This is a genomic window from Methylobacterium sp. J-030, assembly GCF_022829545.1.
In the GTDB taxonomy this organism is placed as follows: domain Bacteria; phylum Pseudomonadota; class Alphaproteobacteria; order Rhizobiales; family Beijerinckiaceae; genus Methylobacterium.
The window spans coordinates 84,469-98,977 of the sequence record NZ_JAKSYM010000403.1 but is presented as its reverse complement, the minus strand read 5'-3'; the positions used below and the strand labels follow the sequence as shown (position 1 = coordinate 98,977).

General features: G+C 70.3%; 13 protein-coding genes. 11 read left to right on the top strand and 2 right to left on the bottom strand.

The window, feature by feature from the left end; all coding sequences use genetic code 11:
* The first annotated feature begins 10 nt into the window (after positions 1-10).
* From MKK75_RS34405 to MKK75_RS34395, 3 genes are all read left to right on the top strand, one after another.
* Positions 11-1,336 (top strand): MFS transporter, encoded by a 1,326-nt coding sequence (locus MKK75_RS34405; RefSeq protein WP_244046959.1) that lies wholly within the window; start codon positions 11-13, stop codon positions 1,334-1,336.
* 144 nt (positions 1,337-1,480) lie between these two features.
* Positions 1,481-3,112 (top strand): ABC1 kinase family protein, encoded by a 1,632-nt coding sequence (locus MKK75_RS34400; RefSeq protein WP_244046958.1) that lies wholly within the window; start codon positions 1,481-1,483, stop codon positions 3,110-3,112.
* Between the two features lie 255 nt (positions 3,113-3,367).
* On the top strand, positions 3,368-4,573 hold the full coding sequence (locus MKK75_RS34395) for a sensor histidine kinase (RefSeq protein ID WP_244046957.1): 1,206 nt from the start codon (positions 3,368-3,370) through the stop codon (positions 4,571-4,573).
* On the opposite strand, the gene MKK75_RS34390 is transcribed toward MKK75_RS34395, so the two are convergent.
* Positions 4,510-4,911: an Hpt domain-containing protein gene (locus tag MKK75_RS34390; RefSeq protein WP_244046956.1), complete on the bottom strand. Its 402-nt coding sequence runs from the start codon at positions 4,909-4,911 to the stop codon at positions 4,510-4,512. The two genes, MKK75_RS34395 and MKK75_RS34390, sit on opposite strands and share 64 nt — an antisense overlap.
* Before the next feature lie 303 nt (positions 4,912-5,214).
* Between MKK75_RS34390 and MKK75_RS34385 the strand changes: the two genes are divergently transcribed.
* The 5 genes from MKK75_RS34385 (at position 5,215) to MKK75_RS34365 (ending at position 10,184) form a co-directional block, all read left to right on the top strand.
* Positions 5,215-5,457 carry a hypothetical protein gene (locus MKK75_RS34385; RefSeq protein ID WP_244046955.1) on the top strand — a complete coding sequence of 81 codons (243 nt, stop codon included), beginning with the start codon at positions 5,215-5,217 and terminating at the stop codon, positions 5,455-5,457.
* Entirely contained in the window at positions 5,444-5,674 is a 231-nt protein-coding gene (locus MKK75_RS34380) for a BrnA antitoxin family protein (RefSeq protein ID WP_244046954.1), read from the top strand. Before MKK75_RS34385 ends, MKK75_RS34380 begins: the two co-directional genes overlap by 14 nt.
* A 190-nt stretch (positions 5,675-5,864) precedes the next feature.
* Entirely contained in the window at positions 5,865-7,325 is a 1,461-nt protein-coding gene (locus tag MKK75_RS34375) for a sensor histidine kinase (RefSeq protein WP_244046953.1), read from the top strand.
* Positions 7,310-8,713, top strand: a complete 1,404-nt coding sequence (locus MKK75_RS34370) for a sigma-54-dependent transcriptional regulator (protein WP_244046952.1) — start codon at positions 7,310-7,312, stop codon at positions 8,711-8,713. Before MKK75_RS34375 ends, MKK75_RS34370 begins: the two co-directional genes overlap by 16 nt.
* A 145-nt stretch (positions 8,714-8,858) precedes the next feature.
* Entirely contained in the window at positions 8,859-10,184 is a 1,326-nt protein-coding gene (locus tag MKK75_RS34365; RefSeq protein ID WP_244046951.1) for an MFS transporter, read from the top strand.
* A gap of 99 nt (positions 10,185-10,283) precedes the next feature.
* Here the strand turns inward: MKK75_RS34365 and MKK75_RS34360 are convergent, their stop codons facing one another.
* On the bottom strand, positions 10,284-10,496 hold the full coding sequence (locus tag MKK75_RS34360; RefSeq protein ID WP_244046950.1) for a hypothetical protein: 213 nt from the start codon (positions 10,494-10,496) through the stop codon (positions 10,284-10,286).
* A gap of 173 nt (positions 10,497-10,669) precedes the next feature.
* Here MKK75_RS34360 and MKK75_RS34355 point away from each other — a divergent pair, with 173 nt between their 5' ends.
* The 3 genes from MKK75_RS34355 to eda all read left to right on the top strand — a co-directional run bounded on the left by MKK75_RS34355 (position 10,670) and on the right by eda (position 14,451).
* Complete coding sequence (locus tag MKK75_RS34355; RefSeq protein ID WP_244046949.1) at positions 10,670-11,791, top strand: asparaginase; 1,122 nt, start codon at positions 10,670-10,672, stop codon at positions 11,789-11,791.
* A gap of 180 nt (positions 11,792-11,971) precedes the next feature.
* The gene (gene edd / locus MKK75_RS34350; RefSeq protein WP_244046948.1) at positions 11,972-13,798 is read left to right on the top strand and encodes a phosphogluconate dehydratase; all 1,827 of its coding nucleotides are present in this window, start codon (positions 11,972-11,974) and stop codon (positions 13,796-13,798) included.
* Between the two features lie 23 nt (positions 13,799-13,821).
* Positions 13,822-14,451 (top strand): bifunctional 4-hydroxy-2-oxoglutarate aldolase/2-dehydro-3-deoxy-phosphogluconate aldolase, encoded by a 630-nt coding sequence (eda, locus tag MKK75_RS34345; protein WP_244046947.1) that lies wholly within the window; start codon positions 13,822-13,824, stop codon positions 14,449-14,451.
* The last annotated feature ends 58 nt before the right edge of the window (positions 14,452-14,509 follow it).

Below are 14,509 nucleotides of genomic sequence, written 5' to 3'. Positions count from 1 at the left end.
AGAGGAAACCATGGCCCCGAACGAACAGGACCGGATCGTCCGGCAGGTCTTCTTCCGGCTGATGCCGCTGCTCTTCATCGGCTACGTCATGGCCTATGTCGACCGGATCAACGTCGGCTTCGCGGCCCTGCGGATGAACGCCGACCTCGGCATCGGCCCGGCCGTGTTCGGCCTCGGCGCCGGGATCTTCTTCATCGGCTATTTCATCTTCGAGGTGCCGAGCAACCTGATCCTGGAGAAGGTCGGCGCGCGGCGCTGGATCGCGCGGATCATGATCACCTGGGGGCTGCTCTCGGCCTCCATGATGTTCGTGCAGGGCGCGACGAGCTTCCTGGTCCTGCGTTTCCTGCTCGGGGCCGCCGAGGCCGGGTTCTACCCGGGCGTGATCCTCTACCTGACCTACTGGTTCCCGAAGGCCTACCGGGCGCGGATCTTCGGCGCCTTCGCGGTCGGGATCCCTGTTTCGCTCGCGATCGGCGCGCCGCTCTCGACCTCGATCATGCAGCTCGATGGGCTCCTCGGCCTCAAGGGCTGGCAATGGCTGTTCCTGCTGGAGGGGATCCCCACCACCCTGTTCGGCTTCGTCTTCCTGGCCCTGATCCCCGACCGGCCGAAGGACGCGGCGTGGCTCGCGCCCGCCGACCGGACGGCCCTCCAGGCGGTGATCGACGCCGAGCAGCGCACGGTGGCGGCCGCCCACGGCACCAGCCTGCGCAAGGCCTTCGCCGACCCGCGCTTGATCGCCCTGTCGTTCATCTACTTCGCCAACACCGGCGCCAATCTCGGCCTCGCGTTCTTCCTGCCGCAGATCCTCAAGAGCACCGGCCTCTCGGACATGCAGACCGGGCTGATGACCGCGGTGCCCTACGTGTTCGGGGTGGTGGGCGGCCTGACCATCGGCTGGATCTCGGACCGGACCAACGACCGGCGCCTGACGCTCGCGGGGGCGCTCCTGCTCACGGCTGTGGGTCTGGCTCTCGCCGGGCTCGCCACCGGTTCACTCTGGGCCGTGGCCTTCATGGCGGTGGCCGCCCTGGGCCTCTACGGCGGCAAGGCGCCGTTCTGGGCTCTGCCCTCGGTGTTCCTGTCGGGCAGCGCGGCGGCGGGCGGCATCGCGCTGATCAACTGCATCGGCAATCTCGGCGGCTTCGTCGCGCCCTCGATCGTCGGCTGGATCCGGGAGGGCAGCGGCAGCTTCGAGGCGGGCCTGTACTTCCTGGCCGCGCTCGCCTTCTCGGCGGTGATCGTGACCCTGCTGGTGGTCAACGCGCGGTTCGGCGACGCGCGGCGAAGCGCGGACCCGTCACCAATTCCGGCAACCGCACCAAGCCCCTGAGGCGATCCGGCGCGGGATCGGCTTGATCCCGCGCCGGGCCGATAACGGCACGGGTGGCCGCGTCGCGCGCTTCGCGACCGCAAAAAAGTCCTTATGCTCGTGCTGTCCGGACGCCCAATCCCGTCCGACCGGATCGCGCCCTCCATGCTGAAGACAGCCTTCGTTGCCGCCCGCGACCGCCAGCGGCTGTCGGAGATCGCGACGATCCTAATCGGCTTCGGCGTGACCCGCGTCGTGGACCGGCTCGGCCTGCGCTACCTGCCCCTGCTGCCGCGCCGCCGGCCCCGGGTCGACGTCACCCGCCTGTCGGAGCCGGAGCGGCTGCGCCGGGCGATCGAGGCGCTGGGCCCGACCTTCATCAAGTTCGGGCAGGTGCTCGCGAGCCGGCCCGACCTGCTGTCGCCGGCCTGGACCGAGGAGCTGCAGAAGCTGCACAGCCAGGTCGTGCCGGTCGCGTGGGAGCAGATCGGGCCGCAGCTCGAACAGGATCTCGGCGCCCCGCCCACGGAGATCTTCGCCGAATTCGACACCAACCCGATCGCCTCCGCGTCGATCGCCCAGGTTTACCGGGCGCGGCTGCATTCGGGCGAGGACGTGATCGTCAAGGTGCTGCGGCCGAACCTGCGCAAGATCATCGAGGCGGATCTGCGCCTGATGGCCCACGGCGCCCGCATCGTCGAGAACGAATGGCCCGACATGGCCCGCTACCAGCCGCGGGAGCAGATGCGCCACCTCGCCGACGGGCTGAACGGGGAGCTCGACCTGCTCAACGAGGCGCGCAACTGCGAGTTGCTGGCGCAGATCTTCGAAGGCCGCGACGACATCGTCTTCCCGAAGATCCACTGGGAATACTGTTCCGAGCGGGTGCTGGTGCAGGACTTCATCCACGGCATCCCGCCGAACGACGACGCGGCGCTCCGCGCGGCCGGCCTCGACAAGAAGCTGCTGGCCCAGAAGGGCACCGACGCCTTCCTGCAGATGGCGCTGATCGAGGGGCACTTCCACGCCGATCCGCACCCCGGCAACATGCTGGCGATGCCGGGCAACAAGATCGGCTTCATCGATTTCGGCATCATCGGCCGCCTGTCGCAGCGCCGCCGCTCGCAGCTCCTGGTGCTGATCGGCGCCATGCTCAAGCAGGACGCCGACGGCCTGATGGCCGTGCTGCTCGACTGGACCGGCACCAGCAACCCCGACCTGACCCGCCTCCAGGTCTCGGCCCAGTCCTTCGTGGAGAGCCATTCTTCGATCCCGCTGAACCTCGGGCTGGTGCTCACCGACTTCATGAACATGGCCCGGGAGAACGACCTCGCGATGCCGACCGACCTCGCCATCCTGTTCAAGGGACTGGTGACCGCCGACGGCGTGATGCGCCACCTCGACCCCGATTTCGACCTGTTCGCGGCGGCCGGCCCCACGGTGCGGGCCAGCATGCAGACGCAGTTCTCGCTCTCGGCTCTCAAGCAGAAGGCCGAGGCGCTGGGCGTCGGCCTCTACGGCGCGGCCTCGGAGCTGCCGACGCTGATCCACCTGATGTTGGTGCGCCTGAAGCAGGGCCGCGTCACGGTCGAGATCGAGGTGAAGGGGCTCGACAAGGTCACCCGCGGCATCGAGCGCGCCGCCGCCCGGGTGGCGGTGGCCTTGGTGGTGGCGGCCTTCGCGACGCAGCTCGCGCCGCGGCTGATTGACCTCGGCACGCCGGTCTTCGTCTCGATCGGCTTGATTATCTTTGTCCTCGGCATCGGCTGGCTCGTGCTGCTGATGCGAAACAAGTAGCTGTTCTCAACGCAGCAACCGATCGAAACATAAGTTTTCGCTGCACCGCGAATACCGATCTCGTTTGATTATCGCAGCCGTCATGGTAGCGTGAGCCATCCAACGATTCGCTCGGCTGCGGGCAGGGATCGGTCGCCAGAAGCGGCTCAAGCCGCCGGTGCTTTCCTGACCCGATACGGCGTCGCCGCGCCTGCGCGTCGGAGGACCTGCTGCGTCGCGCACGGGCGCGCGGCCAGGGTGACGAGGGGGCGGGCGATGGAAGCGGTCATCGTGTTGCCGCGGGTCGACGGGGCGGAGCGGCGCCTCGACATGCTCGAAGCGGAGAACGCCCGCCTGCGCGACTTGCTGGCGCAGGCGAGCGCGCAGGCCGACCGGGAGCGGCAGCGCAGCCGCCGCCTCGGCCGCATCATCGAGGCGGCGAGCCGCGTCGAGGCCGGCCGCGTCGCCGCCGAGCGGCCACAGACCGCCTCGCCGCAGATCCGGGCGCCGCTCGCAGGCCTCAGGCCCTCCGCGCTGCCGACGGCCTCTAACGATTATCTGGAATTGCTCGATCGCGACGGATCCCTGATCACCGCGTCCGCGGACGGTCCGGCCTTGTCCGGCGTGCAGGACGAGGCGGAGGCGATCGGCCGCCCCTGGATCGAGGTTTGGACCCGGCCGGAGGATCGCGAGGCCGCCGTCGCCGCCCTGGACCGGGCGCGCCTCGGCCGGCCGAGCCGGTTCCAGGCGCAGGTCGAGACCGGCCCGGCGATTCGGTGGTGGGACGTGGCCGTCACGCCGATCGGCGCGACGCCCGGCAGCCCGGAGCGCATCCTCACGGTCTCCCGCGACATCACCGAGCTGAAGCTCGCGGAGGCGCACCAGACCCTGCTGATGCAGGAACTCGCGCACCGGATGAAGAACACCATCGCCCTGGTCCAGGCGGTGGCGGCGCAGACCATGCGCAATGCGGTCTCGCTGGAAGCCGCCGGCGAGGCCCTGGCGGCGCGCCTGCTGGCGCTGGCCAAGGCCCACGACGTCCTGCTCCAGGGATCCTTCGCCCGAGCTTCGCTGGTCGGTCTGGTCGCGGGGGCGATCTCGCTGCACGACGACGGCGTGACGGGCCGCTTCCGCGTCGAAGGCGCCGACCTGACGCTTGGACCGCGGCACGGCCTGACCCTGGCGCTGATGCTGCACGAACTCGGGACCAACGCGGCCAAGTACGGCGCCCTGTCGGTTGCCGGGGGCACGGTCGGCATCACCTGGGCGGTGCTCGACGCGGAGGGTGGCCCGCGGCTGCGCTTCCGCTGGGAGGAGACCGGCGGCCCGCCCGTGGCTCCGCCGACCCGCAGCGGGTTCGGCACGCGCCTCATCGCCCGCAGCCTCGTCCACGGCTTCGGCGGCTCCGCGCTGCTGACCTACCCGCCGGAGGGGGCGGTCCTGACCTTCGAGGCGCCGCTCGAGGCGGTGATCGCGGGCTGATCGGTCGCGGGGATGACGGCGCCCAAATCTTGAAGGGCCACGACCGTTTGATCGCGCAGCATCCGCAGGGCGGCCAGGGAGTCCGTGAGGTCGTGTCCCGCCGCCGCGGCTTCCTCGACGGCGCGGCAGGCCCGGGATAGGGCGTCGCAGCCGAGCATGCCCGACATCGACACGAGCGTGTGCGCCTCCCGCCCATAATCGGCCGCGGTGCGGTCCCCCTCCTCGACGGCGCTGGCGAGACTGAGCAGGAACCTGTCGACGATGCGCGCGAGCTTCTCCGGTCCGATCACCGCGCTGAGTTCGTCGAGCGCCTCTCGATTCACCAGCGCGTGGGACACGGTCCGTCTCCATCAGGAGCATGCTTGCGCCGTTCCCGATCGCATGACGATCGGAAATGGCCCGGAAGAAACCGTCCGTGCAGCGAGTCGCGCCGCCTCGCAGTCTTGGCGGGCACCTTAAAGCATCGACCTGGAAATCGGAACTGGACCGACGCTCCGGATCTTTAATCTTGTGTTATCCTTTCCCCATTCCAAAGATCGCCTTCAGGGATGATACTCACAAGTCCTTGTTGCGACGCGCTCTCTTGCGCCAGGCCGGCGCCCAGTTCGGCCGACAGACCCTGATGTTGCGCACCTGATTTAATGGGTGTACGAAAATCCGCGGGCATCGCGTTCGACCCAGCCAAGGACCGCCCTGATGTCGCCGAGCACGGCCTGTCCCGGCTGGCCGAAGAAGGGTTCGATCCGGATACGGCGTTGGAGCGTGAAGGCGATCGCCTGAAGGTGTTGGTCTTCACCGAAGACTCCCACGCGGATGCGGTCCGCGCCATCGGCCCGCATCCGGCAAAGAAGCACGCGGTGAGGTTCCGGCATGGCCAAGCTTGATCCCGACAGTCATGACGGCAACTCGTCGATGGACGCGGCTTGTATGTCCGGGATCACGCCGGCCCGGCGCGGGCGGCCGAAGGCGGAACATCCGAAGGTAGAGGTCAAGATCCGCCTGGACGCCAAGACGGTGGAACACCTGCGTGGCACTGGCCCCGGGTGGCAGACCCGCGTGAACGCCCTGCTCGGCAAGCTGGTGGCGACCGGTCGGATCTAGGCGGGTTTCGCAAACGTGGTCACCGGTTTTGCGACAGAAACCTGCGACACACCAAGGACCTGAGCGGATGACGCGTTGGCCTGCCAACGCTAGTCTGCTCAAAAAACTCCCCCACAAGCGCGGGCACCGCTTCGGTATCGGATAGCGCGACAAAGCAGGGACCGAAAGCCGTGTTCGACCGAGCGCCGCCGTGACGGCCTACAGCCTGCGCGCCCGGCTCCTCGCCCTGTGGATTCTGTTGCTCGCCTCGGCGATCGCGACCGCCTACCTGATGTTCGGGGTCTACGCGCAATCGACCGGCGTCCAGGTGGCCCGGGCGGACATCACGGTGGGGCGGGCCTGCCGCGAGATCATCGACCGCTACGCCGCCCTGGTCGACCTGCACGGATCCGCCTCGGAAGCGGACCTCAACGGGGCCGTCGACGCCGCACTTGGCGGCAGCCCGGGCATCGAGGGTGGGATCTGGAGCAGCCAGGACGGGTCGGTCGCCTACGCCTACCCCACCTACGAGGGGACCGGGCCGAAGACCGATCTCCCGGCCGCCGAGCGCGACACGATCGCCGCGGTGAACGCCCAGGCCCTGCGCGTCGGTCACGCCGTCGCGCTGAACCGACCGAGCCGCACGCAGGTGCTCCTGCTCCAAGCCTGTCCCCTGCGCGGCCCGGAACCGGGATTGACCGCGTGGACCATGGGGCGCGCCCACGTCAACGACGGTCCCACCTACACGCGGTTCCTGGCGGGACTCGGCTTCCTGGCCGCCACGGTCCTGGGCTCCGCGGCCTTTCTCGGCTGGTTCCTCTACGGGTTCTCCAACCGGATCGCCCGGCTCGAGGCCGATCTCTCGGCGCCGCGACCGGACGGCGAGGACCTGCCGCGCCTCAGTTACACCGGCGAGCGAGAATTCGACCGCCTGGTCGATGCCCTCAATGCGGCGGGCGGGCGGCTGCGGGATGCCCGCGGCCGCGTGGTGGCCGCCGAGCGCCTGGCCGCCGTCGGCCGGCTCGCGGCGAGCATCGCCCATGAGATCCGCAATCCGATCGCCGCGATGCGGCTCAAGGCCGAGAACGCCCTGGTCAGCGGCGATCCGGACCGGGCGGCATCGGCCCTGCGCACGGTGCTGGGCCAGATCGCGCGGGTCGATACGCTGCTGCGCGACCTGCTCAACCTGACGCAGGCGCGTCCCCTCAGCCGGACGCCGACCGCGGTGGCGCCGCTGCTGGCCGAGTGCGCCGGCCTGCACGAGGATCTTGCGAACGGCCATGCCGTGCGGGTCGTGATCGCGGCGGCCGGCCTGCCCGAGGCGGACCATCCGCATATCGACCGGGCGCAGATCGCCCGCGCGTTGGACAACCTGCTGCTGAACGCCCTCCAGAACACCCCGCCCGGGGGCCGGGTCTGCCTCGGCGCCGAGCGGGTCACGGTCGATGGCGCCCTCCGCTTGCGTCTGCGGGTCGGCGATACCGGCCCCGGCATCGATCCCGCGATCCGTGCGGGCCTGTTCGAGCCCTTCGTCACGGGCCGCGCCGACGGGACCGGCCTGGGACTCGCGATCGTGCGCGAGATCGCGCTGGCCCATCGCGGCGAGGTCAGGCTGGACGCGGACGCGCCGGAGACCACCTTCCTGCTGGATCTGCCATGGCAACCATCCTGATCGTCGACGACGACCCGGCCCTGCGCGAGGGTCTCGCCGAGACCGTGGCCGACCTCGGCCACACGCCCCTGCCGGCGGCGTCCGGCTCGGAGGCGCTGGCACGGCTGCGGGACAGCCCGGTGACGGCCGTGCTGCTCGATCTGCGCATGCCCGGCGACCTCGACGGCATGGCGACGCTGGAACGGATCTGCGCCCTGCCGGACCAACCCCCGGTCACCGTGCTGACCGCCTTCGCGAGCCCGGCCAACACCATCGAGGCGATGCGCTTCGGGGCGCACGACCATCTCACCAAGCCGATCGGCCGCGCAGACCTCTCGGCCGCCCTCGACGCGATGCTGAAGACCGTCCGGCCGGCGGGCGCCGTCGCGGATGTCCCGGCCGGCCATCCCGGCCTCGTCGGCTCCAGCGAAGGCATGCGGCGGGTCCAGAAGACGATCGGCCTCGTGGCCGACACCCCTTCGACGGTGTTGATCCAGGGCGAGACCGGCACCGGCAAGGAGGAGGTGGCGCGGGCACTCCACGCCTTTTCCCGGCGTCGGGCGCGCCCGTTCGTTCCGGTGAACTGCGCGGCGATCCCGGGGGATCTGCTGGAGAGCGAGTTGTTCGGGCATGTCCGGGGGGCGTTCGGCGGGGCGGCGGCGGACCGGGCCGGCGCCTTCCACCGGGCCGAGGGCGGCACGCTGTTCCTCGACGAGATCGGCGACATGCCGGCGTCCATGCAGGCCAAGATCCTCCGCGTCATCCAGGACTGCGTGGTGACTCCCCTTGGCGGCAGCCCGGCCCGGGTCGATGTGCGCCTCGTGGCGGCGACCCATCGCGACCTCCCGGGGCTCGTCGCCGAGGGCCGGTTCCGCGCCGACCTGTATTACCGCCTCAACGTCGTGCCGATCGCCCTGCCGCCCCTGCGCGAGCGCCTCGCCGACATCGTCCCGCTGGCCGAGCACTTCCTCGTCCGGTCGGGCAAGCGCCTCGACCGGGGGGCCGCCTCCCGTCTGCTGGCCCATGACTGGCCCGGCAATGTCCGCGAACTCCGCAACGTCGTCGAGCGCACCGCGGTCCTGGGGCGCGGCGGCGTGATCGCGGCCGACGATCTTGACCTGCCCACGGACAGGCCCGACCGGCGGACCGCGGATGCCGTGCAGGCGGAATGGCTTTCCGGTGATCTGCCGAGTGCCGTCGCCCGCCTGGAGCGGACCATGATCGCCGCCGCCTTGCGCGCGAGCGAGGGCAACAGGGCCCGGGCCGCCCGCCGTCTGGGGATCCAGCGCCAGCTCCTCTACGCCAAGATCGAGCGCTACGGCCTCGGCGCGCCCGGTGCCGATCTGTCGGCCGATGCGGCATGCGATGTCGGGAATCCTGACGCTTCCAAGGTCCTCGACCCTGATTGACCGCGGGCCGTCCCAGGGAATCGCGTCCGACACGGCCACGATCGTCTTTGTCGAGGAACCGAATATCCGCAGAGGCGTCGAGCACCGCGAGCGACGGGCCGACCGGTTTGCGGCGGGCCCATCCGTTTGATTGGGGCGGATCGGGATGAGCATCATCGGGACAGGCGCGACGGGCGCCGATGCGGGGACTCCCACCCCCTCGACCAAGGCCCTGCGCGGCCTCGATGCCCTCAACTTCTTCCTGGCCGACGTGCGCGACGGTCTCGGCCCCTACCTCGCCATCTACCTCATCGCCGTGCGCGGCCCGGACCAGGGCTGGAACGAGGCCACCACGGGCCTCGTCATGACCATCGCGGGGATCCTGGGTCTCGTAGCGCAGACGCCCGCGGGCGCCTTCATCGACGCCACCAACCACAAGCGCGCCGTGGTGATTGGGGGCGCCGTCGCGGTGACGGCAAGCTGCCTCGTCCTGCCGTTCATCTCCAACTTCTACGTCGTGACCGCGACCCAGTCGCTCGCGCATGTGGCCGGCACGATCTTCCCGCCCGCGCTCGCCGCCATCACCCTCGGCCTCGTCGGCCCAAAGATGTTCGCCAAGCGGATCGGCCGCAACGAGGGGTTCAATCACGCCGGCAATGCGGCTTCGGCCGCGGTGGCGGGGGGTCTCGCCTATTTCTTCGGACCGATCGTGGTGTTCTGGCTCATGGGGCTTCTGGCGGCCTGCTCCATCGGCGCCATGCTGATGGTGCCAGCCGACGCCATCGACGACGACCTCGCCCGGGGCATGACCGAAAAGGAGGAAGCAGCCCAGGAGCAGCCCTCCGGCCTCTCCACCCTGTTTCAGAACAAGGCCCTGCTGCTCTTCGCGGTGCTCTGCGCGGTGTTCCACCTCGCCAACGCGGCGATGCTGACCTCGGTGGGTCAACTCCTCACGCACCTGTCGGGCAAGGACCATGCGACCTCGCTGATCGCGGTGTGCATCGTGGCGGCGCAATGCGTGATGGTGCCGGTGGCGATCTTCGTGGGCGCCAAGGCCGACGTGATCGGCCGCAAGCCGATCTTCCTGGCGGCTTTCGGGGTGCTGGCCCTGCGGGGCGTGCTCTACACCCTGTCGGACAACCCGTTCTGGCTGGTGGGCGTCCAGCTCCTCGACGGGATCGGCGCGGGCGTCTACGGCGCGCTGTTCCCGATCGTCGTGTCCGATCTGACCCGCGGCGGGGGACGCTTCAACGCCGCGCAGGGCGCGGTCGCCACCGCCCAGGGGATCGGCGCCTCCCTGAGCGCAACGCTCGCCGGCGTGATCATCGTGTCGGCCGGATATTCCACGGCCTTCCTGGCGCTCGCCGCCATCGCGGCCCTTGGGTTCGTGATCTACCTCACGCTCATGCCCGAGACCCGCGGCGCCAACGCCGCCGACAGCGAGCCGGAGAGCGGCGGCACGCTTCCGCCGGCCGTTCCCGCGAGCGCCTGAGACGGAACGGGACCGATCGCTCCACACCGTCTCTGCGCGCGCAGCGCTCTGCGGGCCGTCACGCCTGCGAAACCGTGCGAACAGCCCGCACGCTGCGCATCACGAGGCGACAGCGAGCACCGGGGCGACCTCGACCGCCTGCGTCGCCTCCGGCGGCGCCTTGCGCGACACGTAGTACAGGTCCACGGCACGCCAGAAGGCGCCCTGCTCCTCGAGGGACCGGCGGGAGAGCGAGCCTTCGAGGATCGCCACGGCGGCCCGGGCGGGCTCGCTGCGCTCGAGCTCGTCGAGCAGACCGGCGAGATGCAGCATCGGGATCACCTCCGAACGGACAGCAACCCCTGACAACGCCCGAGCTTGCGTAACGATCCGGCGCCGGCTGTGCGGCGGCGGCCTGCACGATCCTTGCCTGACAAATCCGGGCGGCTACCATCGCCGCGTCGAGCCCCGACTCGCCACCCTCTTCATCGTTCGAGGATCACCGCATGTTTGTCTGCCGAAGCGGCGCGGCCCCGTCCCTGCGCGGAGCGGCCTTCGCGCTGGCCCTGGCCAGCCTCTGCGGGGCGAGCCCGCTACGCGCCCGCGAGATGCCGGATGCCGGGACGGCTGCCGCGGCCCGGAAGCCGAACGTGGTGATCCTCGCCACCGGCGGCACCATCGCGGGCGCCGGCGCGGATGCCGCCAACAGTGCCACCTACACCGCCGCCAAGGTGCCGGTCGACAAGCTGATCGCGGCCGTTCCGCAGATGAGCAATGTCGCCAACGTGCGCGGCGAGCAGGTCTTCCAGATCGCCTCGGAGAGCTTCACCGACGCCCAGCTCGTCCAGTTGGGCAAGCGCGTCTCCCAGCTCCTGAAGCAGGACGACGTCGACGGCGTGGTCGTCACCCACGGCACCGACACCCTGGAGGAGACCGCCTTCTTCCTCGACCTCGTGGTGAAGAGCGACAAGCCGATCGTGGTGGTCGGCTCGATGCGGCCGGGCACGGCGATCTCGGCCGACGGCGCCCTCAACCTGCTCGACGCCGTGACGGTGGCGGGGAGCAAGGAGGCGGTCGGCAAGGGCGTCACCGTCACGATGAACGACTACATCCAGTGCGGCCGCGACGTGAACAAGCGGACCAACATCGTGCCGAGCGCCTTCTACAGCCAGTGGGGCCCGCTCGGCATGGTGGTCGAGGGCAAGACCTACTTCTTCCGCACCCTGTCGAAGCGCCACAACACGACCTCCGAGTTCGACATCGACCAGATCGATAGCCTGCCGCTGGTCGGCATCGTGTACGGCTCGGGCAACATGATCCCGGGCGTCTACGACGCGGAGGTTCAGGCGGGCGCCAAGGCGATCGTCAACGCCGGCACCGGCAACGGCTCGGTGGCGGGCTACCTCGTCGACAAGCTCAAGGACATCCGATCCAAGGGCACGATCGTGATCCGCTCCTCGCGGGTGCCGGACGGCTTCGTCCTGCGCAACGCCGAGCAGCCGGACGACACGTACGATTGGGTCGTGGCGCACGACCTGAACCCCGCCAAGGCCAAGATCCTGGCGGCCGTGGCGCTCACCAAGACCAGCGACACGAAGGAGCTGCAGCGCATCTTCTGGGAGTATTGAGGCGGTTCGCGGCGCAGCGCCTCCGCGGGCCCCCTCCCCCTCTGCGGGGGAGGGTGGCGCGCCGGCCGGGTTACATCCCGCGGCGCACCACTTAGATACCGGCCAGTGCCACGGATGCGTGTGCCGGGTCGAGGCGCGGCCTCGGCCCCGCCCGTCGGCACCGAGCCTGGAGGAACCAGCATGACCGAGCTTCACCCCGCGGTCGCGGCGGTCACCGAGCGCGTCGTCTCGCGCTCCCGCGAGACCCGGCGCGCCTATTGCGACCTGATCGCCCGCGAGCGCGAGGCGGGGGTCCGGCGCGGCAAGCTCGCCTGCGGCAACCTCGCCCACGGCTTCGCGGCCGCCGGCGAGGACAAGGCGGCGATCCGCGACGAGCGGACCGCGATGAACATCGGCATCGTGACCGCCTACAACGACATGCTCTCGGCCCATCAGCCCTACGGGCGCTATCCGGAGCAGATCAAGCTGTTCGCCCGTGAGCGCGGCGCCACCGCGCAGGTCGCGGGCGGCACGCCGGCCATGTGCGATGGCGTCACGCAGGGGCAGAGCGGCATGGAGCTGTCGCTGTTCTCCCGGGACACGATCGCGCTCTCCACCGCGGTGGGCTTGAGCCACGGCATGTTCGACGGCGCGGCCTTGCTCGGCATCTGCGACAAGATCGTGCCCGGCCTTCTGATCGGCGCGCTCCGCTTCGGCCACCTGCCGACGATCCTGATCCCGGCCGGGCCGATGCCCTCCGGCCTCGCCAACAAGGAGAAGCAGCGGATCCGCCAGCTCTATGCCGAGGGCAAGGTCGGCCGGGCGGAACTGCTCGAATCCGAGTCCGCCTCCTACCATTCCGCCGGCACCTGCACGTTCTACGGTACGGCCAACTCCAACCAGATGATGATGGACATGATGGGCCTGCACATGCCGGGCGCGTCCTTCATCAATCCCGGCACGAAGCTGCGGCAGGCCGTGACCCGGGCGGCGATCCACCGGCTCACCGAGATCGGCGGTGCGGGCAACGACTACCGGCCGCTCGGCCTGTGCGTCGACGAGAAGGCGATCGTGAACGCCGCGGTCGGCCTGCTCGCCACGGGCGGCTCGACCAACCACGCGATCCACCTGCCGGCGATCGCCCGCGCCGCCGGCATCGTGATCGACTGGGAGGACATCGACCGGCTGTCGAGCGCGGTGCCGCTGATCGCGCGGGTCTACCCGAACGGCGCGGGGGACGTGAACCACTTCCACGCCGCGGGCGGGATGAGCTTCGTGATGGCCGCGCTGCTCGATGCCGGGCTCCTGCACGACGACATCCTGACGGTGGCCGGCCAGTCCCTGCGGGACCACGCCCGCGATCCGAAGCTCGATGGCGAGGAGCTGGTCTTCGAGGATGCCGTGCCGAAGAGCCTCGACGACACGATGCTGCGCCGCCCCGGCAATCCGTTCCAGGCCGACGGCGGCATGCGGCTTGTGCAGGGCAATCTCGGCCGGGCGACGTTCAAGACCAGCGCCGTCGAGGAGCAGCGCCGGACCATCGAGGCCCCGGCCCGGGTGTTTTCCGACCAGGACGAGGTGCTGAAGGCCTTCAAGGCCGGCGAACTGGAGCGGGACGTCGTGGTGGTGGTCCGGTTCCAGGGCCCGAAGGCCAACGGCATGCCGGAGCTCCACAAGCTCACGCCGCCGCTCGGTGTGCTGCAGGACCGCGGCCACAAGGTCGCCCTGGTGACGGACGGGCGGATGTCGGGCGCCTCCGGAAAGGTCCCGGCTGCGATCCACCTGAGTCCCGAGGCTCTGGGCGGCGGGCCGATCGGGCGGATCCGCGACGGCGACATCGTCCGGCTCAGCGCCGCCGAGGGTCTCCTCGAAGTGCTGGTGGACGCTGCCGAATTCGCCGGCCGCCGTGATGCCGAAGCACCGCCGTCCGGCCAGGGCACCGGGCGCGAGCTGTTCGCGTTCATGCGCCATGGGGCTGACACGGCGGAGCGCGGCGCCTCCGCGATGCTCGCGGCCGCCGGCCTCTGAAGCCTGTACGGGAGTTGCCGACCATGAACGACCTGACCAGCATCGACGCGCTGATGCGCTCCGTGCCCGTCATTCCGGTCCTGGTGATCGACGATGTCGCCCAGGCCGGCCCCATCGCCGAGGCCCTGGTGAAGGGCGGGCTGACCGCCCTGGAGGTCACCCTGCGCACGCCGGCCGCCCTCGACGTGATCCGAGAGATGACCCGGGTCCAGGGCGCGGTGGTCGGGGCCGGAACGGTGCTCAACCCGCGCGACCTCGACAAGGCGCTGGCGGCCGGCGCCGAGTTCATCGTCTCGCCGGGGCTGACCGAACCGCTGACCGCTGCCGCCAAGGCCAACGGGGTGCCCTACCTGCCGGGCGTCGCCTCGGCGGCCGACATCATGCGCGGGCTGGATCATGGGCTCGACCGGTTCAAGTTCTTTCCGGCCGAGGCCGCGGGCGGCATCAAGGCGCTGAAGGCGCACGCAGCGGTGTTCGGCGCGGTGCGGTTCTGCCCCACGGGCGGGATCACCGAGGCGACGGCGCCCGACTGGCTGGCGATCCCCTCGGTGCTCTGCGTCGGCGGGAGCTGGGTGGTGAAGCCCGGCACGCCGGATCCGGCAGCGATCGAGCAGGCGGCGCGGGCCGCCGCGGGGCTGCGCAGGGCGGCGTAAGTCACCTGTACGGGCCCTCCCTCCCCCTCTGCGAGGAAGGGGAGAAGCGGATTGGGCC

Bases quoted from the DNA above. Each gene is read 5' to 3' on its own strand.
- MKK75_RS34365 (WP_244046951.1), top strand. From the start codon at position 8,859: ATGAGCATCATCGGGACAGGCGCGACGGGCGCCGATGCGGGGACTCCC.
- MKK75_RS34400 (WP_244046958.1), top strand. From the start codon at position 1,481: ATGCTGAAGACAGCCTTCGTTGCCGCCCGCGACCGCCAGCGGCTGTCG.
- MKK75_RS34360 (WP_244046950.1), bottom strand. From the start codon at position 10,496: ATGCTGCATCTCGCCGGTCTGCTCGACGAGCTCGAGCGCAGCGAGCCC.
- edd (WP_244046948.1), top strand. From the start codon at position 11,972: ATGACCGAGCTTCACCCCGCGGTCGCGGCGGTCACCGAGCGCGTCGTC.
- MKK75_RS34355 (WP_244046949.1), top strand. From the start codon at position 10,670: ATGTTTGTCTGCCGAAGCGGCGCGGCCCCGTCCCTGCGCGGAGCGGCC.
- eda (WP_244046947.1), top strand. From the start codon at position 13,822: ATGAACGACCTGACCAGCATCGACGCGCTGATGCGCTCCGTGCCCGTC.
- MKK75_RS34405 (WP_244046959.1), top strand. From the start codon at position 11: ATGGCCCCGAACGAACAGGACCGGATCGTCCGGCAGGTCTTCTTCCGG.
- MKK75_RS34380 (WP_244046954.1), top strand. From the start codon at position 5,444: ATGGCCAAGCTTGATCCCGACAGTCATGACGGCAACTCGTCGATGGAC.
- MKK75_RS34370 (WP_244046952.1), top strand. From the start codon at position 7,310: ATGGCAACCATCCTGATCGTCGACGACGACCCGGCCCTGCGCGAGGGT.
- MKK75_RS34395 (WP_244046957.1), top strand. From the start codon at position 3,368: ATGGAAGCGGTCATCGTGTTGCCGCGGGTCGACGGGGCGGAGCGGCGC.
- MKK75_RS34385 (WP_244046955.1), top strand. From the start codon at position 5,215: ATGGGTGTACGAAAATCCGCGGGCATCGCGTTCGACCCAGCCAAGGAC.